General features: G+C 62.0%; 21 protein-coding genes. 10 read left to right on the top strand and 11 right to left on the bottom strand.

Going from position 1 to position 21,233, the window contains the following annotated elements; all coding sequences use genetic code 11:
- Position 1: 1 nt before the first annotated feature.
- From QF039_RS00810 to QF039_RS00800, 3 genes are read right to left on the bottom strand one after another with little or no spacing between them, the layout of a single operon-like run.
- A complete protein-coding gene (locus tag QF039_RS00810) occupies positions 2–328 on the bottom strand; it encodes a DUF3325 domain-containing protein (RefSeq protein ID WP_003212755.1) in 327 nt (108 codons plus the stop codon).
- On the bottom strand, positions 329–1,903 hold the full coding sequence (locus tag QF039_RS00805) for a PepSY domain-containing protein (RefSeq protein ID WP_214499340.1): 1,575 nt from the start codon (positions 1,901–1,903) through the stop codon (positions 329–331).
- Positions 1,900–2,202, bottom strand: a complete 303-nt coding sequence (locus QF039_RS00800; protein ID WP_003212759.1) for a DUF3649 domain-containing protein — start codon at positions 2,200–2,202, stop codon at positions 1,900–1,902. Before QF039_RS00800 ends, QF039_RS00805 begins: the two co-directional genes overlap by 4 nt.
- Before the next feature lie 159 nt (positions 2,203–2,361).
- On the opposite strand from QF039_RS00800, the gene QF039_RS00795 reads away from it, so the two are divergent.
- The 3 genes from QF039_RS00795 (at position 2,362) to fecA (ending at position 6,224) form a co-directional block, all read left to right on the top strand.
- Positions 2,362–2,850 (top strand): sigma-70 family RNA polymerase sigma factor, encoded by a 489-nt coding sequence (locus tag QF039_RS00795; RefSeq protein WP_177020378.1) that lies wholly within the window; start codon positions 2,362–2,364, stop codon positions 2,848–2,850.
- Positions 2,847–3,788 (top strand): FecR domain-containing protein, encoded by a 942-nt coding sequence (locus QF039_RS00790; protein ID WP_307516576.1) that lies wholly within the window; start codon positions 2,847–2,849, stop codon positions 3,786–3,788. The genes QF039_RS00795 and QF039_RS00790 overlap by 4 nt, the downstream gene beginning before the upstream one ends.
- A 90-nt stretch (positions 3,789–3,878) precedes the next feature.
- Positions 3,879–6,224: a TonB-dependent Fe(3+) dicitrate receptor FecA gene (gene fecA, locus QF039_RS00785; protein ID WP_307516575.1), complete on the top strand. Its 2,346-nt coding sequence runs from the start codon at positions 3,879–3,881 to the stop codon at positions 6,222–6,224.
- Here fecA and QF039_RS00780 read toward each other — a convergent pair whose 3' ends face one another.
- A complete protein-coding gene (locus QF039_RS00780; protein WP_307516574.1) occupies positions 6,225–7,097 on the bottom strand; it encodes a LysR family transcriptional regulator in 873 nt (290 codons plus the stop codon).
- 104 nt (positions 7,098–7,201) lie between these two features.
- On the opposite strand from QF039_RS00780, the gene QF039_RS00775 reads away from it, so the two are divergent.
- Complete coding sequence (locus QF039_RS00775) at positions 7,202–8,710, top strand: MFS transporter (RefSeq protein ID WP_307516572.1); 1,509 nt, start codon at positions 7,202–7,204, stop codon at positions 8,708–8,710.
- A 72-nt stretch (positions 8,711–8,782) separates the two neighbouring features.
- Here the strand turns inward: QF039_RS00775 and QF039_RS00770 are convergent, their stop codons facing one another.
- Positions 8,783–9,193: an HPF/RaiA family ribosome-associated protein gene (locus QF039_RS00770; RefSeq protein WP_003212772.1), complete on the bottom strand. Its 411-nt coding sequence runs from the start codon at positions 9,191–9,193 to the stop codon at positions 8,783–8,785.
- Between the two features lie 211 nt (positions 9,194–9,404).
- On the bottom strand, positions 9,405–10,352 hold the full coding sequence (locus QF039_RS00765; protein ID WP_003212775.1) for a LysR substrate-binding domain-containing protein: 948 nt from the start codon (positions 10,350–10,352) through the stop codon (positions 9,405–9,407).
- Between the two features lie 137 nt (positions 10,353–10,489).
- Here QF039_RS00765 and QF039_RS00760 point away from each other — a divergent pair, with 137 nt between their 5' ends.
- The 3 genes from QF039_RS00760 (at position 10,490) to QF039_RS00750 (ending at position 13,840) form a co-directional block, all read left to right on the top strand.
- Positions 10,490–11,866, top strand: coding sequence for an L-serine ammonia-lyase (locus QF039_RS00760; protein ID WP_177008189.1), 1,377 nt, complete (start codon positions 10,490–10,492; stop codon positions 11,864–11,866).
- Positions 11,867–11,926: 60 nt separating this feature from the next.
- On the top strand, positions 11,927–13,222 hold the full coding sequence (locus tag QF039_RS00755; RefSeq protein WP_177021370.1) for a serine/threonine transporter: 1,296 nt from the start codon (positions 11,927–11,929) through the stop codon (positions 13,220–13,222).
- Positions 13,223–13,522: 300 nt separating this feature from the next.
- A complete protein-coding gene (locus QF039_RS00750) occupies positions 13,523–13,840 on the top strand; it encodes a DUF3509 domain-containing protein (protein WP_003212781.1) in 318 nt (105 codons plus the stop codon).
- Here QF039_RS00750 and QF039_RS00745 read toward each other — a convergent pair.
- Both QF039_RS00745 and QF039_RS00740 read right to left on the bottom strand, forming a co-directional pair.
- Positions 13,837–14,325 carry a phosphate-starvation-inducible protein PsiE gene (locus tag QF039_RS00745; RefSeq protein ID WP_003212783.1) on the bottom strand — a complete coding sequence of 163 codons (489 nt, stop codon included), beginning with the start codon at positions 14,323–14,325 and terminating at the stop codon, positions 13,837–13,839. The two genes, QF039_RS00750 and QF039_RS00745, sit on opposite strands and share 4 nt — an antisense overlap.
- Positions 14,326–14,608: 283 nt before the next feature.
- Entirely contained in the window at positions 14,609–14,866 is a 258-nt protein-coding gene (locus QF039_RS00740; protein ID WP_307516569.1) for a DUF6124 family protein, read from the bottom strand.
- Between the two features lie 305 nt (positions 14,867–15,171).
- On the opposite strand from QF039_RS00740, the gene QF039_RS00735 reads away from it, so the two are divergent.
- Complete coding sequence (locus tag QF039_RS00735; RefSeq protein ID WP_003212789.1) at positions 15,172–15,432, top strand: YebG family protein; 261 nt, start codon at positions 15,172–15,174, stop codon at positions 15,430–15,432.
- A 208-nt stretch (positions 15,433–15,640) separates the two neighbouring features.
- Here QF039_RS00735 and QF039_RS00730 read toward each other — a convergent pair whose 3' ends face one another.
- Entirely contained in the window at positions 15,641–16,366 is a 726-nt protein-coding gene (locus tag QF039_RS00730; protein ID WP_087695180.1) for a dienelactone hydrolase family protein, read from the bottom strand.
- A gap of 217 nt (positions 16,367–16,583) precedes the next feature.
- Between QF039_RS00730 and QF039_RS00725 the strand changes: the two genes are divergently transcribed.
- The gene (locus QF039_RS00725) at positions 16,584–17,891 is read left to right on the top strand and encodes an acetamidase/formamidase family protein (protein WP_307516567.1); all 1,308 of its coding nucleotides are present in this window, start codon (positions 16,584–16,586) and stop codon (positions 17,889–17,891) included.
- 6 nt (positions 17,892–17,897) lie between these two features.
- Here QF039_RS00725 and QF039_RS00720 read toward each other — a convergent pair whose 3' ends face one another.
- Positions 17,898–18,917 carry a Glu/Leu/Phe/Val dehydrogenase dimerization domain-containing protein gene (locus QF039_RS00720; protein WP_307516565.1) on the bottom strand — a complete coding sequence of 340 codons (1,020 nt, stop codon included), beginning with the start codon at positions 18,915–18,917 and terminating at the stop codon, positions 17,898–17,900.
- Between the two features lie 186 nt (positions 18,918–19,103).
- Between QF039_RS00720 and QF039_RS00715 the strand changes: the two genes are divergently transcribed.
- A complete protein-coding gene (locus QF039_RS00715; protein WP_003212796.1) occupies positions 19,104–19,907 on the top strand; it encodes a SirB1 family protein in 804 nt (267 codons plus the stop codon).
- Here the strand turns inward: QF039_RS00715 and QF039_RS00710 are convergent.
- The gene (locus QF039_RS00710) at positions 19,831–21,216 is read right to left on the bottom strand and encodes an aromatic acid/H+ symport family MFS transporter (protein ID WP_307516564.1); all 1,386 of its coding nucleotides are present in this window, start codon (positions 21,214–21,216) and stop codon (positions 19,831–19,833) included. The two genes, QF039_RS00715 and QF039_RS00710, sit on opposite strands and share 77 nt — an antisense overlap.
- Between the last annotated feature and the right edge of the window lie 17 nt (positions 21,217–21,233).

Genomic DNA, 21,233 nt, shown 5'->3' with positions numbered 1-21,233 from the left:
CTCAAAGGGTCGCGAAGGCCGCGACCGGACTGGCCAGCAGGCCGAGGCCCGCCAGGATCAAGGCCAGCCTTGGCCGATACGGCAACAGCAACACCAGCAACAACCCGCTGAGCATCAAGACCGCGCACCACTCCACCAACCCCTGGCTCCACCCGGTCGCGAGCACCGCCGGCCAGATCGAGACAATCAACAGCAGCCAGCCGCCCACGCGCAAACCCAGGCGCCGACGAGGCGAAGGTTTACTGTGCAGCAGTTCGCCATGGTGCCGGTCCATGGACAGGCACAACGCGGTAAACCCTGCGTAACACAGCAATAGCGCCAGGAGCATTCAGTTCACCTCGCCCTTGAGGGTCAATGGCCGGGCACGTTCGGTCTTGGGCTGAGGGACGCGGCGGTGCTGCATTTTCCAGGCAGCCCAGGCGAGGAACACACCGCTGCCCAGGCACGTCAGGTCGAAGCCGGCCATGGCCCAGTCGCCGTTGGCCAGGGTCACACCCAAATGCTGGGTCGTGGTCAGCGCGTTGAGCACCGGCACGCCGATAAACAGCAGCGCGCCCACACTCAATTGCTCAACCCAGCCGCGGCGCCCCTGGCGAACAATCGCGTGCACGACGCTCAAGCCCCAGGCAATAAAGAAGGCTTGTACTTCCCAGTCCGAACGCCCGGCAAAGCTGGCCGGCAACAGGCGGTTGGCCCAGAAGAATGCAGCGATGGCGATCATCAAGCCGGACATGCTGGCGATGTTCAGCACTTCCACCAGCCGCAGCTCAAAGGGCATCACACCGGTTTTGGTGTGCTTGAGCTGACGCTTGCCCAGCCACATCACCAGCCCGGTGCCGATCATTGCCGTGCCCGCGAGGCCGCAGATGAAATACAGCCAGCGCAATACCGGGCCGGCGAAATGGCCCATGTGCAAACCGTAGAAGCTGCCACCAATCGCCGCCGGCAGCGACTGCTCGCCGCTCACCCGCAACAGTTCGCCGGTAGTGCCGTTGAATGACACGGTGCTGCCAAAGTCATGCACCACTCGATCCGACCCGGCGCGGAACACATTGACCGAAGCGTTTACATCGCTTGGATTATTCACCACCAGCCGCCCGACATGCCCGCCGGCCCATTGCCCGCGCGCCTGCTCGTACATCGGGCCCAGTGGCAGCAATTGCCCCGGCTGGCCGAGGGCCGGCGCATTGTCGGTGGCCGGAAACACATCGTTGAAGAACGCACGGGTGTCGTTGCCGTAGGAAGCGAGGATGCTCGCCGGCATCACCATGCTCATGAAAATCACCAGGCTGCTGTAGGTGATCATCAAGTGGAACGGCAACACCAGCACGCCCACGGCGTTGTGCCCGTCGAGCCAGGACCGCTGGCCCTTGCGCGGGCGGAAGGTGAAGAAGTCCTTGAAGATTTTCTTGTGGGTGATGATCCCGGTGATCAACGCCACGAACATCACCATCGCGGCGATGGTCGACAGCCAGCGCCCCCACGGATAGGGCATTTGCAGCTGGAAGTGGAAACGATAGAAGAATTCGCCGCCCATGCTTTCCCGGGCCTGGACCTGCTGGCCGCTGACGGGATCGAGGAGTTTTTCGACGAAATTGCCGCGTTTGCCCGGGTCGACCTTGTCTTGCCACATCACCGACAGGCCCGGCTCACGGCTGCTCGGCAAGGTGATAAACCAGCGCGCGGCATTGGGCGCCTGGTGTTGCAGATAGGTTTGGGCGGCGGCCAGGCTACGGGCGTCATCGACGGGATGCGCCTGCACTTCGGGCTGCATCCAGTGGGTAATTTCGTCCTTGAAATACGACAGGGTGCCCGTCAGGAAAATCGCAAACAGCAGCCAGCCAAAGATCAGCCCGGCCCAGGTGTGCAACCAGGCCATGGCCTGGCGGAAGCCCTCTTTCATGTGCGCGCCATCCAGTACGCCAACCCGGCGAACGTGGCCATTATCGCGCTGGGCAGCAACACGCCAAACCAGGCGCGCCAGGCCGTGCGGCAGGCGAAGCACCAGATGACCGCCAACAGGTAGAACACAAACGAACTCAGCATGCCGCTGATCACCGCATCGGCGCGGCTGGTGGGCAGCCACAGCGTCATGCACACGCTGGCCAGCGAGGCCAGCAGGTAACCGCCGACCACAGCCGCCAGCACCCGCGAAGTCACGGCAAGACGGTAGGAAACGGGAAGTGAAGTTTTGCGTTTCATGCACAAGGCGCCAGGTTCGTCAGTGCGCAATATTAATGATAAAGGTTCTCATAAGCAAAAGAGAACGCATCACTGGCAATTGCCGAACCCGCCTGCGCGCCCTACAATGCGAACAATTCTTGTTCTCTAAAGCATGCCCATGCTGCCGGAGTGTGCGCGTTGCAGCCGTCCAACACCGTCGAAGTCCTGTACCACGACCATCACCACTGGCTTACCGGCTGGTTGCGACGCAAGCTCGGCTGCCCGGAAAGCGCCGCCGACCTGGCCCAGGACACCTTCATCCGCGTGCTCACCGCACGGGAAACACCGACGCTGATCGAACCTCGCGCCTTCCTCACCACCATCGCCAAGCGTGTGCTGTGCAACCATTACCGCCGCCAGGACCTGGAGCGCGCCTACCTCGACGCCCTGGCGCAAATGCCCGAACACGTGGCGCCGTCGGAGGAAGAGCGGGCAATCATCCTGCAAACCCTGATGGAGCTGGACCAGTTGCTGGACGGCTTGGCGCCCCTGGTTAAACGCGCGTTCCTGCTGGCCCAGCTCGACGGCCTGACCTACGCGCAAATCGGCGCGGAACTGGGCATCTCCATCGCCACGGTCAAGCGCCATCTGAATAAAGCGGCGATGCGCTGCTACTTCGCCCTATGAGTTTCTCAACGCAAGTCGCCGAACAAGCGGTGCACTGGCTGATGGAAATGCAGCAGGGCCCGCTCAACCCACGCAAACAGGCGGCCTGGCAACAGTGGCTGGACGCCCACAGCGAACATCAGCGGGCCTGGGCGCACATCCAGCGAGTGAACCAGCGCTTGCGCGGGATGCCATCACCCCTGGCCCACGCCGCCTTGAATGCACCGAAATCCAACAGTCGTCGTCAGGCCCTGAAGTTGTTGCTGATACTCGGCGCCGGGTCGGCAGCGGCCTGGGGTTTGCGCCAGCAACATATATTGCCGCCGTTGAGTGCCGACTACCGCAGCCCCATCGGCCAACGGCGCAAGTTCCAGCTGGCGGATGGCAGCCAGTTGCAGCTCAACACCGGCAGTGCGGTGGATGTGCATTTTGATGGCCAGCAACGCTTGATCCGCCTGCTCGAAGGCGAAATCCTGCTGACCGCCAAACCCGGCAACGCCCCGCTGCGGGTCATCACTTCCCAGGGCCTGCTCAGCGCCCAGGCCGCGCGGCTCAACGTGCGGCAATTCAACGATCACACACAACTGGCGGTGTTTGATGGGCACGTTGACGTGATGCCCAACACCTATAGCGGTTTGCCGTTGTCGGTGGAGAAAGCCCATCAGGTCAATTTCACCCGCAAAGGCTGGGACACCGCCCGCCCCACCGACGCCGGCAGCGGCGCCTGGGCCGACGGCATGCTGGTGGCGGCCCACATGCGCCTGGAAGATTTCCTCGCCGAATTGAGCCGTTATCGCCGTGGCCAGCTCAATTGCGACCCGCAGGTGGCCAACCTGCTGATTTCCGGCAGCTACCCGCTGGACGACAGCGAACGAATCCTGGACCTGCTGCAAGTCAGCCTGCCGGTCAGGGTCCGGCGGTTTACCCGCTACTGGGTCACTGTCGAAGCCCGTGCCTGAAATATTTTCAAACCCCGTGAGCCGTTTTCCGCACCTCGCGTGACAGAGAAGGAAAGCCACCTTGATCCTTCCTTCTCAGGACCGCACTTCATGCCCCAGCAACCGACTCGCCTGACGCCACTCGCCCGCACCCTGCGCCACATGTTGCTGGGGGCCAGCCTCAGTTTCAGCACCGTTCCCTACGTAATGGCGGCCGACGCCAAGCCCTACCGCATCGCCCCTACGTCACTGGAAGCGGCGCTGAATCAATTTGGCCGGGAAGCCGGCGTGCTGATTTCATTTGGCTCGGACGTTACCGCCGGCGTGCAAAGCCACGGCCTGTCGGGCAACTACACCGCTGAAGAAGGCTTGAATGCGTTGCTCAAAGGCACCGGCCTGCAAGCCCGTGCCGAGGGCAACAACGCCTTCAGCCTGCAACCGGCGAATGCTCCGGCCACCCTCGAATTGGGCACCTCCAACGTGGTCGGCGACTGGCTGGGGGACGCGGCGCAAACCAACGTCTTCGAGCACCCGGGCGCCCGGGACGTGATCCGCCGCGAAGAATTCGAACGCCAGGGCGCCACCCAGGCCCGCGACGTGCTCAACCGCATTCCCGGGGTCAACGCCCCGGAAAACAACGGCACCGGCAGCCACGACATGGCGCTGAACTTCGGCATTCGCGGGCTCAACCCACGCCTGGCCTCGCGCTCCACGGTCTTGATGGACGGCATCCCGGTGCCGTTCGCGCCGTATGGCCAGCCGCAGTTGTCGTTCGCGCCCATCAGCATGGGCAACATGGATGCCGTGGACGTGGTACGGGGCGGCGGCGCAGTGCGTTATGGCCCGCAGAACGTCGGCGGCATCGTCAACTTCGTCACGCGCGCGATTCCCGATGCGCCAACGGTGAAAGGCGGCCTGCAAACCGAAACCAGCCCGTCTTCCAGCCACGATGGCTTCAAGACCACCGGCAACCTGCTGGCCGGCGGCACGGCGGACAACGGCCTGGGCGGCGCGATCCTGTATTCCGGCACCCGTGGTGGTGTTTGGCGCGAGAACAGCGACACCCGCATCGACGACCTGATCCTCAAGGGCAAATACCAGTTGGACGACGCCAACAGCTTCAACGCCATGGCGCAGTACTACGAAGGCAAGGCCGATATGCCCGGTGGTTTGAGCACTGCGGCCTACAAGGCCGACCCCTACCAGTCCACCCGCCCCTACGACCAGTTCTGGGGCCGGCGTACCATGTTCAACGCGGGCTATCGCTACCAGGAAGATCGCCGGGAATTCACGGTCAACAGCTTCTTCACCACCACCCTGCGCAGCGGTTACCTGGACCAGGGCAATTTCCTCTCCCTGTCGCCCCGCGAGTATTGGGTACGCGGCCTGGAAACCCGTTTCGCCCAAGGCTTCGACCTCGGCCCAACCAGCCACGAAGTCGGCGTGGGCTACCGCTACATCAACGAGGCCGGCCACGAACTGCGCTACCGCACGCCGATTTCCGCCAATCAGCAACTGCCGACCACCGACAGCCGCAACGACCGCGACACCCGAGGCAGCACCGAAGCCAATGCGTTCTTCGTCGACGACCGGATAGATATCGGCAAGTGGACCATCACCCCGGGCATCCGCTACGAGATGATCGAGTCCCAGCAGACCAACAACCTCAGCAACGTCAAATACAAAGGCGACTACAACACCGCTCTGCCGGCGCTGAACGTGCTCTACCACCTGACGGACGACTGGAACCTCTATGCCAACACCGAAGGGTCGTTCGGCAGCGTGCAGTACAGCCAGATGCCCAACCGCGTGACCAGTGGCGAAGTGAAGCCGGAAAAAGCCCGCACCTGGGAACTCGGCACACGCTATGACAACGGCACCTTGCGCGCCGAGATCGGCGCGTTCCTGATCAACTTCGACAACCAGTACGACAGCAACCAGACCAACGACACCGTGATCGCCCGCGGCGAAACCCGCCATCAGGGCATCGAGTCCAGCATCAACTACGCCCTCGACGGCTTGAGCCCGGCGCTCGCCGGTTTTGATGTGTACGCCACCTACGCCTACGTCGACGCCACCATCCGCGAAGACGGCCCGAACAAAGGCAACCGCGTACCCTTCTCCTCCAAGCACAAGGGCACCCTGGGCGTGGGTTACACCGAAGGTCGCTGGAAGTTGAATGTGGACAGCAGCTACCAGAGCAGCCAGTTTGCCGACAACGCCAACACTGAAGCAGAAAGTGCTGATGGCAGCACCGGACGCATTCCTGGCTACATGCTGTTCAGCAGCCGCGCGGCGTACGACTTTGGCCCGCAGCTGTCGGATTTGAACGTGGCGGTGGGTGTGAAAAACATCTTCAACAAGCAGTACTACACCCGCTCGTTTGACGATAACAACAAGGGCAAATACGTCGGCGAGCCGCGCACGCTGTATGTGCAGACGTCCATCGCGTTCTGATCAGCTACCCGCCAGGCACGACGGTGTGCCGGCCACCAACGCGTCGATGGCGCATCGGGTCTTGGCCGGCATGTGCGTCGCCGTGGGCCAGATGACATGGATCGGCATCGGTTGCTCGCGGTGGCCCGGCAGCACCGCCTGCAATTGCCCGCGCAACACGTAGTGGGCGATCAGCCAACTGGGCAACCAGGCCAGGCCGACCCCGGCGATGGCGGCATCGGCCACGGCCTGCAGGTCATCGAGGATCAACGGCGAGGCGACTCGCTCGCGGTGCGGGGCATTGCTGCGATAGGCAATGCCCCGGTGCCCGGCCAGGTCGTCGATGGAGTCAATACGAGGTGTGCGCTGCAAGTACGCGGGTGACGCCGACAGGGCAATCGCCTGTTCGCCGAGGCGACGTGCACTCAAGCGGTCGGTGTCAGGCAATGCGCCAATGCGCACCGCCAGGTCGAAGCCTTCCTGCGCCAGGTCGATCAATCGGTCGGAGAAGGAAATCTCGATTTCCAGTTGCGGAAAACGGTCCATCAGCCCCCACAACGCAGGCGCCGCATAGTGATGACCAAACGCCAAAGGCAAGCTGGCCCTTAACCGTCCACGGGGCTGCTGACGGCCACTTTCCAGCACGGATTCGGCGGCTTCCAGTTCCGCCAGCGCACGCAGGCAATGCTCGTAATAGGCCTGCCCGTCCTCGGTCAAACGCTGACGCCGGGTGGAGCGTTGCAACAGCGACGTCCCCAACCGCGCCTCCAGCCGCGCCAGGCCTTTGCCCACCGCCGAGCGCGTGAGGTTCAGCCGTTCGGCGGCCTCCGTCAGATTGCCGCTCTCGACGATCTGCAAAAACAGTTCAACACCATCAAAACGCGGAGTGGCCATGGTCGTTTGTCGCCCTATATTCCCTTATCACAGGAAGAAGTATCGCTAATAAAGAATCAGATTCCCGTGAAAATGATATCTTCCCCCATCGAAAGGAAGAGGCCATGCCACCCGACGCCGTTGTATCTGCCATCAACCCGCCACGTACCGCCCGGGACGGCCTTGCGCTCACCGCCGTGTGCCTGGTAGCGCTGATGTTCGGGCTGGAGATTTCCAGCGTGCCGGTCATCCTGCCCACCCTTGAGCAGCAACTGGGCACCGGCTTCCAGGACGCCCAATGGATCATGAACGCCTACACCCTGGCCTGCACCAGCGTGCTGATGGCCGCCGGCACATTGGCCGATCGTTTTGGCCGCCGACGCATGCTGGTGCTGTGCCTGTGGGTATTCGGGCTGGCTTCGCTGGCCTGCGGGCTGGCGAACGATGCATCCACGCTGATCGCGGCGCGTTTTGTCCAGGGCGTGGGTGGCGGGGCGATGATGATCTGCCAGTTCGCGATCCTGTCGCACCAGTTCCGCGAGCCGGCGACCCGGGCCCGGGCCTTTGCGGTGTGGGGCGTGATCGCCGGGGTGGGCCTGGGTTTCGGGCCAATGGTGGGGGCATTGATCCTGGCGGTGGCGGATTGGCGCTGGGTATTCCTGGTGCATGTGCCGTTGACCTTGTTCACTCTGGTGTTGCTGCGCATCAGCGTGCAGGAATCCTGTGACCCGGCGGCCCATCGCCTAGATATAGCCGGCATGGCCACCCTCACCCTGGCAGTGTTCGCCCTGGTTTATTTCATCACCCAGGGCACCGAGAGCGGCTTTGCCACCCCGGCCATGCTCGGTTGGGCCGGGTTGTCGGTGGGCAGCCTGTTGTTGTTCGTGGTTGTCGAGCGGCGCAGCCCGCATCCGATGTTCGACTTCTCGGTGTTTCGCATCCCGCGCTTCAACGGCGCGCTGATGGGCTCGATCGGCATGAACTTCAGCTTCTGGCCCTTCATGATCTACCTGCCGCTGTATTTCCAGGCCGGCCTGGGCTACGACACCATGCTCACCGGGCTCGCCCTGCTCGCCTATACCCTGCCCACGTTGGTGGTGCCGCCGCTGGCTGAACGCCTGGCCCTGCGCTATGGCGCCGAACGCATCATTCCATTGGGCCTGGGCCTGATGGGCGTGGGGTTTGTGACAATGGCGGCGATCAATCATAGCGGCCAGCCCAGTGTGGTATGGGTCCTGATCGCCTGTGGGATTGCCGGCAGCGGCTTGGCGTTTACCAACTCGCCCACCACCAACACCACTACCGGATCAGTTTCATCCGACCGCGCGGGGATGGCCTCGGGCATCGACTTCAGTGCACGGCTGATCACCCTGGCGCTGAATATCGCGTTGATGGGGTTGGTGTTGATACTCGGGATCGCTCACTACCTGGCAGGCGTGTCGCCCGCCACCGCGCAATTGGCCGCCCTCAGCCAGGACATCGCCGCCGGCAAGCTGGACGTGTTGCCGCAGGGCCCACTGATCGCCCAGGCCGCGCTGCGCAACGGTGCGGGCTGGGCCATGTTGTATGCCGGCGTTGGAGCGTGCGCACTGTCGGCCTTGAGCGCCGGTTTTTTCCGGCGCAGCCCGCGCTGACCTTTTGCGCATAAAAAAACGGGCCTGCATCTGCAGGCCCGTTTTCAGTGGGGTTGAAAAAAGTATCAGCTATCAGCCGTTAAGCGCAGCCTGTTCGTTTTCCAGGAATTCCTCTTCTAGCTCGGCCTCGTCGGCCTTGGTATTGGGCAGGCTTTGACCCGCGGCGCGTGGTTTGCCGCGCAGTTTGCCGTACAGATGCTCCAGGGCATGCTCCAGCTTGGTCGCTGCGCCATCGATCGCCTGTTCCAGCGTATCGGCTTTATGGAGGACCGAAAGCGGTTGATGGCCTTTTGGCCGTGCTTCCAGTCGGCAACTCAGATCGTGTGGGCCGGGCTTGTCACCGTTCTCGTCCCGCAGGTAAACCTCGACGCGGGTCAGATCTTCTTCGTAACGTTCGAGCGTGCTCTCAATGGTGGTACGTACCCACTCCTCCAGTCGGATGCTGCTTTCAATATGGTTATCGCTATTGACTTGGATTTGCATAGTTTTCCCTTATTTCAGCTAGCTCGCCGAAGGCCATTCCTGCTTCACCGGATGGGTGAAAACCATGACCTCCTGATTACACAATTGAGCAGACAGAGGAACATTTCAACCCCTTTGCAAAGATAAATCCCACATTACAAATTAACCCTGACTACAACCAAAAACGCTGTTAGGGTGGGGAGTTGGTTACATCTTCTTACCGCCAACTTCCTTACAATTGCCCCTCTCCCAACGGGTGCAATCCGCGAAAAATCTCCGCTTCCTCCACCAGCCAGTCATGCACCGCCCGCACGCCCGGATGGCTCAACGCACCCGGCGCGTACAGCAGTACATAGCGTTTGTGGTTGGGAACGGCGAGGCCGAATGGCACGATCAAGGTGCCGCGTTCCAGTTCGTCATTGAGCAAGGTTCGCCGGGCAATCGCCACGCCCATGCCGGCAATCGCCGCCTCGATGGTCAGGTGATTGCGGTTGAAGGTATGCCCGCGCCGTACGTCGGCGGCGTCATAGCCGATGGCGTTCAGGTAGAACTCCCACTCTGCGTACTCATAACTCCCACGCCAGGCAGTGATGTCGTGCAGCAGCGGGAAATGCACCAGGTCAGCGGGGCCATGCAGTGGCGGTCGCCCCCGCAGCAGGCTCGGTGCGCACACCGGGAAAATCTGCTCGTCCAGCAAGGCTGTGGACAACAAGCCGGGATAGCTGCCGTCGTTAAGGTCGATGGCCAGGTCGAAGTCGCCCTCGTGCAGGGCGACGCTGCTGTCTTCGGCAACCATGCGCAACTGGATATCCGGGAAGCGCTGCTGCAAACGCGGCAAACGCGGGGTCAGCCATTTGCCGAGAAACGACGGGATCGAGCGCAGGCGCAAGGTGCCGCTGATCATCCCGGCGTCCAGCCGCTGCAACTCGGCATCGATGCTGCCATAGGCCTCGCCCACGGTGATCGCCAACCGCTGGCCCTCTGCGCTCAGCTCAACCCCGCGTGCGCGCCGATGGAACAGGCGAAAGCCCAGGCGCTCCTCCAACTGACGGATTTGCTGGCTGACCGCGCCCGGGGTGATGTGCAGTTCCTCGGCGCAACGGGTGAACGACAAATGCCGTGCCGCGCAGGAAAAAACGTGCAACCAGACGTAGGTCTGGCCATGAAGCGGGCGAGCCATAGGGTTTAGTCCTGCTAAAGGGTGTCTTAGGATAATTCGTTGGTCAGTGCCGATCCAGAGGCTCAGTATCGCGCCAATTCCGCTTGTCCTACAAAACATGGCAGCGATTCCTACTCCATTGCTTGTAAGGGTTTAGCATGGCTATCAGTGTTTTCGATCTATTCAAAGTGGGAATTGGTCCTTCCAGCTCCCATACCGTCGGCCCGATGCGGGCCGCGGCGACCTTCGTCCAAGCGCTTATCGACCAGCAATTGCTCGACGAAACCCGTCGCGTAGAGGTGCGTTTGTACGGCTCGCTGTCCGCCACCGGTGTCGGCCACGCCACCGACCGCGCCTGTGTGATGGGCCTGATGGGCGAATGGCCAGACAGCATCGACCCCACCAGTATCGGCCCACGCATCCAGCAACTGCGCGAGTCCGGCCAATTGCTGCTCGGCGGCCGCACGTCGATTGCCTTCAACTGGCAACACGACCTCCTGCTGCTGGACGAAAGCCTGCCCTACCACCCCAACGCCATGTCCCTGCATGCCTACGGCGAAAACGGCCTGTTGAGCGAGCAGACGTACTACTCGGTGGGCGGCGGTTTCATCATCGAAGCGGCGGAAGCCGAATCCGGCATCGCGCCGACCAGCGAAGTGCAATTGCCCTACGACTTTTCGAGCGCCGTCGAACTGCTGGCCTTGTGCAACAAGCACGGCCTGCGGGTTTCCGAGCTGATGATGGCCAACGAGCGGGCCTGGCGCAGCGATGCCGAGATCCGCAGCGGCCTGCTGCATATCTGGTCGGTGATGCGTGAATGCGTCGAACAAGGCCTGCGCCACGAAGGCATCCTGCCCGGCGGTCTGGATGTGCCACGGCGCGCGGCGAAACTGCACCGCAGCCTGCTGGAAATCGGCAAACCCAACGTCATCACCTCGACCTTGTCGGCCATGGAATGGGTCAACCTGTTCGCCCTCGCCGTCAACGAAGAAAACGCCGCCGGCGGGCGCATGGTGACGGCGCCGACCAATGGCGCGGCGGGAATCATCCCGGCGGTGCTGCACTACTACATGAAGTTCAACCCGGACGCGTCCGACGATGACGTGGTGAATTTCTTCCTGGCTGCCGCCGCCGTCGGCATCCTCTGCAAGAAAAACGCCTCGATCTCCGGCGCCGAAGTCGGCTGCCAGGGCGAAGTGGGTTCCGCCTGCGCCATGGCCGCTGCCGGCCTTGCGGACGTGCTCGGCGCATCCCCGGAGCAACTGGAAAACGCCGCCGAAATCGGCCTGGAACATAACCTGGGGTTGACCTGCGACCCGGTTGGCGGGTTGGTCCAGGTGCCGTGCATCGAGCGCAACGCCATCGCCGCGGTCAAGGCGATCAACGCCACGCAAATGGCCCTGCGCGGCGACGGCAAGCACTTCATCTCCCTGGACCGGGTGATCCGCACCATGCGCGACACCGGCGCCGACATGCACGACAAATACAAAGAAACTTCACGGGGCGGCCTGGCCGTCAGCTGGGTGGAGTGCTGAGGAGCATTCCCTGATCGCCCCAACGTGAGCCCGCGCAAAAATAATAACGAGGCAATAACGATGACCGATGTACGTACACCTGCTGCCGAAAATCCCGCTGTAGACCTGACGCCGACCACCGTTACACAAGGCTGGAACAAACACGACACCACCTGGATGCTCGGCCTCTACGGCACCGCCATCGGTGCCGGCACCTTGTTCCTGCCGATCAACGCTGGCGTGGGCGGCTTCTGGCCGTTGATCGTGCTGGCGCTGCTGGCCTTCCCGATGACCTTCTTCGCCCACCGTGGGCTGACGCGCTTTGTGTTGTCGGGCAAATCCGGCGACATCACCGAAGTGGTGGAAGAACACTTCGGCATCGGCGCCGGCAAGCTGATCACCCTGCTGTACTTCTTCGCGATCTTCCCGATTTTGCTGGTGTACAGCGTGGCGCTGACCAACACCCTGACCAGCTTTATGGAACACCAACTGCACCTGGCTGCACCGCCCCGGGCAATCCTGTCGCTGGTGCTGATCCTCGGCCTGATGGCCATCGTTCGCTGCGGCCAGGGCGTGATCGTCAAGGCCATGAGCGTGCTGGTGTACCCCTTCGTCGCCGCCCTGCTGCTATTGGCGGTGAGCCTGATCCCCAACTGGAACGGTGCATTCTTCGCCTCCGCCAGCGAAGGCATGCCCCTGCCGGCCTTCTTCAAGACCTTGTGGCTGGCGATCCCGGTGATGGTGTTTTCCTTCAACCACTCGCCGATCATCTCCGCCTTCGCCGTCGACCAGAAACGTGTGTACGGCCCGCAAGCCGAACGCAAAAGCAGCGGCATCCTGGCCATGGCCCACAGCATGATGGTGCTGACGGTGATGTTCTTCTGCTTCAGCTGCGTGCTGGCCCTGTCGCCGGCTGACCTCGCCGCCGCCAAGGCGCAGAACATCTCGATCCTGTCGTACCTGGCGAACCACTTCCAGACCCCGGTCATCGCCTACGCCGCACCGTTGATCGCGCTGGTGGCGATCACCAAATCCTTCCTGGGCCACTACATCGGCGCCAGCGAAGGCTTCCAGGGCCTGATCGTCAAATCCCTGCGCGGGCGCAACCGCAGCATGTCGGCCAAGTGGCTGGAGCGCTGCACCGCGCTGTTCATGGTGCTGACCTGCTGGGCCGTGGCCACCTTCAACCCGAGCATCCTCGGCATGATCGAAACCATGGGCGGGCCGATCATCGCCTGCCTGTTGTTCCTGATGCCGATGTACGCCATCCGCCGCGTGCCATCCCTGCGCCAGTACTCGGGCCAGGCGTCCAACGTGTTTGTGGTGTTGGTCGGCTTGATTGCGCTGTCTGCGATCGTTTTTTCGGTCATGCCCTGAAACGGATCACCGAACTCAAAAACACCACCCACCCACTGTGGGAGCGGGCTTGCTCGCGAAAACGGTCGTTCAGCTGAGCAATCATTGGCTGACACACCGCATTCGCGAGCAAGCCCGCTCCCACAGGGGAAATTTGATGGCAGGCAGATTGCTGTACGGCACGCCCCTTGCTGTACAGCTACTGAGGAAAACGGACCTTGTGAAAACCTCAGCGAGCGAATGGCCGGTGGTCAGGAAACGCGAACTAATCCCGACACCGGTCGTCAATGACTGCATGTTCTTATCAGGCGGTAACGCACCATGGACAACCCTTTTCAGATCATCACCGACACCTTCGCCCCGAAATACCGGGTCAATTTAAGCATCCAGCGGCTGGACGGCAGCATCATGCTGACCCTGTCCGATGAAGACGGCGTCGTGGCCAAACGCATGATCAGCGCCGAACAACGCAACGACCCCCAGCGCCTGAAACGGCTGGTGCAGAGTGTGCAATTCGGGATTGCGATCGAGCAGGGGCACAGCGCGATGGAGATATTGGCGGTGATGACCGATGGGGACAGCCACCAGGTACTGCAGCGGCCGCCGGTCAGCAGGCCGCCGCTCAACGCAGGGTTCTAGAGCTCGCCCTTCTCTGTTTCAAGGCTCGCTTCGCCCTTGCGGCGCGGGCCTTCGACCTTCACCGACGGAAATGCCGACGACGCATACCGCACCACCAGAATCGCGAACGCCAGCAGCAGAATCCCACCGCACAGGTAGATGATGCCGATGTCGGGCGGGTTGTGGTGGGACACGTTGGAAATCAGCAGACGGGTCAGCGCCGTGATCGCCACGTAGATCAGGAAGCGCACCGGCATGTGGTTGGTCTTGAAATAAATCCCGACCATCGCCCCCAGTTCCAGGTAGATGAACAGCAGCAAGATGTCATCGATCTTGATGTGCCCCGTCTCCAGCATCCCCAGAAATTCCATCACCGCGGCATAGGCGGTCACCGCACCAATGGCGAACAGTGCCAGGTAGTGGAAGGTCTCGACGAACAGATTTCCCAAGGACTCGGCCAGTTGGTGCACGGTCTTGCGCAGGTTTTCAGCCCAGTTGATTTTCACGATGATGCTTCCTTAGGTCGGCTCGACCGGATAATGCGGGTTGGACGTGACGGTTTCTCTGCATGCAGAAAAAAGGCCAGGGAACAGGAAGTGAGATGGTGGCGGGGTGATATGAGGCACTTATCTTGCTGCTCGATGATCGTTCCCACGCTCTGCGTGGGAATGCCGCCCCGGACGCTCCGCGTCCAATGCCCCACGGTTTCGGATAGAGGTGACGCGGAGCGTCACGGTATGCATTCCCACGCAGAGCGTGGGAACGATCCAGGTGACCGGGTGATTCAGGTCAGGTCGGGGCGACTTGGTCCAACGCCTGATCAACCAACAAACCACTCATTTCCAGCAGTTGATGGATCGCCAGAAGCAAACTTCGCTGTGGTCCTTCAAGCTCAAAAGCCAGGCTACTGGCCATTTCACGGGCACTGTTCAAGGTTTCGCTGGCGTTGGCGAGTAATGTTTCAGTGTCAGTATTTGGGGTCACAGCGAAAAGCGCGGTAGGCGACTTTATAGGCGATTCAGAAAAACAGGCAGTCATTTTTACCATGGTGCATTCCTTGGATTTACAAGATGTTTGCTCCTTAAATTCGAGCCGCCAAACTCGTGTACCGCATAAGCGAAGCCCGGAGAAGGTAAGCCACTGAATGACGCTCCTGCAACCCCACCAACCTGTGAGAAGTTTCCGATAGGGCAAACCAGCATTTGCCAGCTACATTAAAAAGCCACTACCCAAACCCCATGGATTGGCTTATGCTTTTAGCTGTATATAAATACAGTAGTCGCAAAAACGCTTGGCGACACTCGAACCAAGGGCAACTCCCTTCAATACTGCACCGATGACGAGGCCGAAAAATGGCTGTTGAAACCCTGTATCGCAGTACCCGTGACCTGGAGACTACATTCGTGGATCGCAAACTTGCCGACGCACACGACCAGATGCTTGAACTGGCAGAGTCCCTGATGGAAGTGCTGTTGAAAAACGTCGAAGGCTTGAGCGAGAAGCAGGCAGAAGATGCCGGTATTTTCATGGCCAAGAACCGCGCGGCGTTTGCGGCGGCGTTCAAGAACAATGCGAGTGCATTGGCGGAGATTGGGCAGCCAGCGGCTGAGTGATGCATTGCCAGTAGTGGCGAAAGGGCTTGCTGTGGCAGAGGGCGCTTACTTGTAGCTAGGGAGCTTGTTGTGGCGAGGGAGCTTGCTCCCGCTGGAGTGCGCAGCGCTCCCAAGCTTTTGGGTCTGCTGCGCAGCCCAGCGGGAGCAAGCTCCCTCGCCACAGCAAGCTCCCTCGCCACAGGTTATGCGTTGATGCCTTTCACATGTGTCATGCCTGCCACAAGGTCTTGCCGAAGAACGTCAACGTGCGGTCCCACGCCAGTTGCGACCAGGCGGCATCGTATTGCGTGTCTGCAATCCGACCATCACCAATCGCCGTCTCGTTGGCAAACGCATGGCGCGCCAGGTAGCGATGGAAAGTCGCGTCCACACCCGCAGCATGCAGTTTTGACTCCAGCTCCGCCACGGTGTCGATATTGAAGAAGGCATCCTGCGTGCCCCAATGCCCGATCAGCGGCGCCTTGATCTTCGAAGCATCCAGATACTCCAGCGGCGGGAAGCCGTACCACACCACGCCCGCAGCCACTTCCGGAATCGCGTTCAACGCCAGCAACGTCAACGCCCCGCCCATGCAGTAACCGGTCACACCGACTTTTTTCGAATCCGCCTGCAAGTACTGCACGGCGCCCTTGATGTCCTGGGAAACCGCGTCACCAAAATCCAGCCCATCCATCAGGTGGTGAGCCTCTTCCTCTTCCACGGTCGACGCGCCGCGATAAAGGTCCGGCACCAACACGCGGTAACCGCATTCGGCCAGTCGATTGGCCACGCCCTTGATCTGATCGTTTACGCCCCACCATTCCTGGATCACCACGATCGCCGGCGCGCCTTCGAGTACGGCCGGGCTGGCCAGGTAGCCGTTGACGTCCGCGCCATCCGGGCGTTTGAAGGTGATCATGCGCCCGCTGGAGCGCCCTGCTGTTTGTTTGGACATGCCAACCTCGTTCTGATGGGTTTGAAAAAATAAGCCGATAACAGAGATATCTGTATTTGCACGTGTCCGCCACTGCGGGTGTATCAGAGTGTGTATGGATGCCCCTGAGATACACACGTACCGGCAATCGCGGCAGCGCGACACACGACAGATACACATCGGCGCTTAAGTGATGAAGCCTGTTCAACATTCAATCACCCAGGGCCCGGAAAATAAAATGAATAACCTCCCTTCTGTCGACCGTCTCACCGTCACCTCCTACACCAATGGGCTGCTCGGCCCCAGCCAGAAAATGCTCGGCCCGCTGGCCGACGGTGGCACCTTGATCACCGGCACCCCGCCCGGTTGCTGGGGCCCGATGATCACGCCGGCCTTTGAGGGTGGCCATGAAGTGACCCAGCCCGTGTTCATCGCCGGCGCCGACATCGGCGACGCGGTGGCGCTGAAGATCAAGCGCATGCGCGTCACCTCCCTGGCCACGTCCTCGGGGGTCATGAGTTTTGTCGAAGGTCGCTACCATGGCGACCCGTTCGTCGCGAAGTTCTGCTCCAACTGCGGGCAAGAGCATCCCGCCAGCCACGTCGAAGGCATTGGCGATGACGCCATTCGTTGCGATGCCTGTGGCGCCGAGGTCAGTGCGTTTCGTTTCAGCAATGGTTACGTGATCGTTCTGGATGCCGAGCATCAGGTGAGCCTGACGGTCAACCAGGCCGTGGCGGATCGCCTGGCCGGCAAGGCATCGGACCTGTCGGCGCTGCCCGAACTGTCTGCCCAGCACTCGATCCTGTCCCTGGCCCGCGCCGATATCCCGGGCCTGGCCGCGCATATGCGCCCATTCCTGGGCAACATCGGTACCACGCCTTCACGGGATCTTCCGGATTCCCACAACTGCGGCGACTTCGGCCAGTACCTGGTGGGCGCGCCCCATCGCTACGGCATGACCCATGATGAACTGCACGCCGCGAAAACCGATGGCCACATGGACACAAACTCAGTGCGCGAAGGCTGCATCCTGATCTGCCCGGTGAAGGTCCCCGGCGCCGGGGTGTACATGGGCGATATGCATGCTCAACAGGGCAATGGCGAAATTGCCGGGCATGCCACCGATGTGTCGGGGGAAACCGAACTGACGGTGCAGGTGATGAAGGGCCTGAGCCTGGACGGGCCGATCCTGCTGCAAAACCTCGATGACCTGCCGCCCATGGCGCGCCCGATGACCGCGGAACAACGCCTGCGAGTGAAGGCACTGGGGGAGCGCTGGGGCCAGGTGGAGATCGAGGAGAACGCGCCCATCACCTTCATCGGCAGTGGGACCAATCTCAACGTCGCGACAGACAACGGACTGGAACGCGCAGCCGCCGTGACCGGGCTGCCGCTCGACGAAGTGCGCAACCGCGCGACCATCAACGGCTCGATTGAAATCAGCCGCCTGCCGGGAACCGTGCGGGTCACGATTCTGTGCCCGATGCACATACTTGATCGTATGGGCGTGGGCCAACTGGCCCGGGAGAAATATCAGCTTTGACCCGCCTCAGCGGTACAGCAAGCGCTCCGCCAGCTCATCCGCTACCCGCGCGGGTGAGCGTTTTTCAGCCTGGGCATGGGCGAAGATTTCGGTCAGGCGCGTGCCGATGTTCGACAGGTGCGCGGTGATGGTTTCCAGCTCCGCGCCGCCGTGCTTGAGGGCCACGTAGATCAGCCCACCGGAGTTGATCACGTAGTCCGGCGCGTAAAGAATCCCACGCCCTTCCAACTGATCGGCCACTTGCAGGTTGGTCAGTTGCGCACTGGCGGAGCCGGCCACCGCTGCGCATCGCAACTGCGCGACCGTGTAGCGGTTGAACACCGCGCCCACACCGCAGGGCGCAAGGATATCGCACGGAGTGCTGAGCAAGGCTTCGTTGGCAATCGGGTGCGCACCCAGTTGCTCCATGGCCAGTTGCACCTTGCCGTGGTCGATGTCGCTCACCAGCAATTCAGCCCCGACGGCGTGCAGCTGCTCGGCGAGGGCATAACCGACGTTGCCCAGGCCCTGGATCGCCACGCGCAGACCTTCCAGATTATCGCTGCCCAGGCGAGCCATCGCGGTGGTGCGGATGCCGGCGAACACGCCCATCGCCGCGTGGGGCGAGGGATCGCCGGCCGCCGTGGTGCTGGTGACATAGCGGGTCTGCTGGGCGATGCAATCCATGTCGGCCACCGAGGTGCCGCTGTCGATGGCGGTGATGTAGCGGCCATCCAACTGCTCGATGCAGCGGCCGAAGGCTTCAAACAATGCCGCGCGGCTTTCCACATGGGCGGGGCGGATGATCACCGCGTTGCCGCCACCCACCGGCAAACCGGCCAGCGCGGCCTTGTAGCTCATGCCCTGGGCCAGGCGCGCGGCATCCGCCACGGCACTTTCATCGTCGGGGTAAGAGAGGTAGCGGCAGCCTCCAAGGGCGGGACCCAGGCGGCTGTTGTGGATGGCAATGACCGCCTTCAACCCGGTGGCCGGGTCAACGCTCAGGTGCAGCGATTCAAGGCGGGTGCTGTGCATGAGCGCAAACATCGTCAAGCTCCCGAATCACTTCTGGTAGGCGCCAAGTATAGGACTGCCAGCGAAACCCTGCTGAAGCGCGCAGGAATAAGACCACCGGTTTTAAAGGGTTTGCGACATAAACAGGTAGGACCTGTCTTAAGGCACTGGACGAAAGTTCACAGCAAGGCTAAAACGAGACATCCGCCGGAGAACCCAATGAAGCCCCGCGACGCCTTTTTTGCCTGCCTGGAACGGTCACCGCCCGCGCTGTTTGAAGCCGCGCTGTGGATGGCGGCCGAGCACGACCCGGCGGTGGACCCCTTGGCCATCCTGCAGGACTTCAAGGTACTGCAGCAGTTGGTCAGCCTCAGCATGCCGATGCTGCCGGCGGATGAACTCGGACAACCGTTGCTGCGGCGCATGAACGACCTGGGGTTCGCCCAGGATGACCACACCCCGCTGCGCCCCGCCGCCGCGCTGCTGGACAAGGTGTTGAAGCGTAAACGCGGCCAGCCGCTGGCATTGGGGCTGATCGCCCTGGAGCTGGCGCGGCGCCTGGACATTCCGCTGGTGGGCGTCAACTTCCCGGGGCACTTCCTGTTGCGGGTGCCGGGCGCCGATCACCTGCTCGACCCCTGCGGCGGCCGACGCCTGTACCCCAACGATTGCCGCGACCTGCTGACCCGCCAGTACGGGCCCAATCTCAAGTTGCAGGCCGACCACCTGCACACCGCCGAGCCGCGATCGATCCTGCAACGGCTGTCGCGTAATCTGCGCCAGTTGCACCTGTCCAACGACGACCACCTGGCCGCTCTGGTGGATGCCGAACGCGTGCTGGAGCTGGGCAATGCCAGCGCCGCCGATTATCTGGCCCGGGCCAGTTTGTATCAGCGCCTGGATTGCCCGAACGCCGAGCGTTTTGACCTGGAACACGCGTTGATGCTCAGCGAAGACCCGATCCAGCGTCTACGCCTGACCGAACGGCTGGGGCATTTGCCGCCGAACTCTGTGGTGCATTGACTGGCGAGCGCACCTGGATAATCAACAACGCCGCTATCACCGCCGGAATCGCGCAGAAGAAGAAAATCTGCTGCACCGGTATGTGCATCGCCAGCAGAAGGCTGCCGAACAGCGGCCCCAGGATCGACCCTAACCGCCCGACACCCAGCGCCCAGCCTGTACCGGTGGCCCGCACGTGAGCCGGGTAGAAGTTACTGGCGAACGCGTTCAGGGTCAGTTGACCGCCGATGATGCAGAAGCCCGCCGCAAACACGCAGGCCACCAGATAGCGCGGATTGTCGTGATTCAGCCCCAGCAGGATGGTGCACACCGCAGCCGCTGCCAGCACGCCGGACAGTAGGCGCACTTTGCTTTTGAGCCGGTCGGCAAACCAGGCCATGCCGATGGCGCCCAGTGTCCCGGCGAACAGGAACATCGAGGTCACCAGATTGGCTTCGTTCAGGCCCAGGCCGCTTTCCAGCAACAGCGAAGGCAGCCAGCTGATCATGAAATACAGCAGGATCAGGCTGACAAAAAACGTCGCCCACAGCAGCAAGGTCGGGCGCGCATAACCATGGCGGAACAGCTCCACCACCGTCAGTTTGCTGCCTTGCTCCTGGCGGTTTTCAGCCTCGCTCGCTGGCGGCGGTTGCCAGCCTGGCAGCATTCGCGCGGTGACTTTTTGCAGGCGCGCATACGGCGGTGCATCACGCAGCAGGCGTGGCAGGGATTCGGGCAACATCCAGGCAAGAAACGGAAACAACAGCAATGGCGTCACACCACCGGCGAGGAACACCGCCTGCCAGCCGAAGCTGTCGATAAACCCGGCCGCGACAAAACCACCGGCCGCACCGCCGAAAGAGAAGCCACAGGCGGCGAGCGTCACCATCAATGTTCGCAGGCGGGGTGGTGAGTATTCCGACATCAAGGCCATGGCGCTGGGCATTGCACCGCCCATGCCGATGCCGCAGATAAAGCGGGCGGCCATCAAGGTATTGAGAGAGTTGGCGAACACCATCAGCACCGTGAGGCTGGCGTAGATCAACACACAGCACAGCAGGATGCGTCGCACCCCGAAGCGATCCGCCAGCGGCGTGACGGCCAGGGAGCCCAACGTCAGCCCCAGCAGGTTGGCGCTGAACACCGGGCCGAACGCGGCTTTTTCAAGGCCCCAGTCCTTGGCCAGCGCCGGGACCACGTAGCCCAGTACCTGGGCGTCGTAGCCGTCGGTGACCAGCAACAGTGCCAGCAACAGGAGAATCAACCACTGATAGCGCGACACCGGACGGGCGTCGAGTGCCGCACGAAAGCTGGCAATCTGATTGTGCATCGCAAGGGACCTGTATT

It is taken from the genome of Pseudomonas sp. W2I6 (assembly GCF_030815935.1).
Lineage (GTDB): Bacteria > Pseudomonadota > Gammaproteobacteria > Pseudomonadales > Pseudomonadaceae > Aquipseudomonas.
The sequence above is the reverse complement of the archived record's forward strand: the minus strand, read 5'-3'. Positions and strand labels throughout refer to the sequence as shown.

What these genes read in the sequence shown, in the direction of transcription:
- QF039_RS00810 (WP_003212755.1), bottom strand. Translation starts at nt 328, where the DNA reads ATGCTCCTGGCGCTATTGCTGTGTTACGCAGGGTTTACCGCGTTGTGC.
- QF039_RS00805 (WP_214499340.1), bottom strand. Translation starts at nt 1,903, where the DNA reads ATGAAAGAGGGCTTCCGCCAGGCCATGGCCTGGTTGCACACCTGGGCC.
- QF039_RS00800 (WP_003212759.1), bottom strand. Translation starts at nt 2,202, where the DNA reads ATGAAACGCAAAACTTCACTTCCCGTTTCCTACCGTCTTGCCGTGACT.
- QF039_RS00790 (WP_307516576.1), top strand. Translation starts at nt 2,847, where the DNA reads ATGAGTTTCTCAACGCAAGTCGCCGAACAAGCGGTGCACTGGCTGATG.
- fecA (WP_307516575.1), top strand. Translation starts at nt 3,879, where the DNA reads ATGCCCCAGCAACCGACTCGCCTGACGCCACTCGCCCGCACCCTGCGC.
- QF039_RS00780 (WP_307516574.1), bottom strand. Translation starts at nt 7,097, where the DNA reads ATGGCCACTCCGCGTTTTGATGGTGTTGAACTGTTTTTGCAGATCGTC.
- QF039_RS00775 (WP_307516572.1), top strand. Translation starts at nt 7,202, where the DNA reads ATGCCACCCGACGCCGTTGTATCTGCCATCAACCCGCCACGTACCGCC.
- QF039_RS00770 (WP_003212772.1), bottom strand. Translation starts at nt 9,193, where the DNA reads ATGCAAATCCAAGTCAATAGCGATAACCATATTGAAAGCAGCATCCGA.
- QF039_RS00765 (WP_003212775.1), bottom strand. Translation starts at nt 10,352, where the DNA reads ATGGCTCGCCCGCTTCATGGCCAGACCTACGTCTGGTTGCACGTTTTT.
- QF039_RS00760 (WP_177008189.1), top strand. Translation starts at nt 10,490, where the DNA reads ATGGCTATCAGTGTTTTCGATCTATTCAAAGTGGGAATTGGTCCTTCC.
- QF039_RS00755 (WP_177021370.1), top strand. Translation starts at nt 11,927, where the DNA reads ATGACCGATGTACGTACACCTGCTGCCGAAAATCCCGCTGTAGACCTG.
- QF039_RS00750 (WP_003212781.1), top strand. Translation starts at nt 13,523, where the DNA reads ATGGACAACCCTTTTCAGATCATCACCGACACCTTCGCCCCGAAATAC.
- QF039_RS00740 (WP_307516569.1), bottom strand. Translation starts at nt 14,866, where the DNA reads ATGGTAAAAATGACTGCCTGTTTTTCTGAATCGCCTATAAAGTCGCCT.
- QF039_RS00735 (WP_003212789.1), top strand. Translation starts at nt 15,172, where the DNA reads ATGGCTGTTGAAACCCTGTATCGCAGTACCCGTGACCTGGAGACTACA.
- QF039_RS00730 (WP_087695180.1), bottom strand. Translation starts at nt 16,366, where the DNA reads ATGTCCAAACAAACAGCAGGGCGCTCCAGCGGGCGCATGATCACCTTC.
- QF039_RS00725 (WP_307516567.1), top strand. Translation starts at nt 16,584, where the DNA reads ATGAATAACCTCCCTTCTGTCGACCGTCTCACCGTCACCTCCTACACC.
- QF039_RS00720 (WP_307516565.1), bottom strand. Translation starts at nt 18,917, where the DNA reads ATGTTTGCGCTCATGCACAGCACCCGCCTTGAATCGCTGCACCTGAGC.
- QF039_RS00715 (WP_003212796.1), top strand. Translation starts at nt 19,104, where the DNA reads ATGAAGCCCCGCGACGCCTTTTTTGCCTGCCTGGAACGGTCACCGCCC.
- QF039_RS00710 (WP_307516564.1), bottom strand. Translation starts at nt 21,216, where the DNA reads ATGCACAATCAGATTGCCAGCTTTCGTGCGGCACTCGACGCCCGTCCG.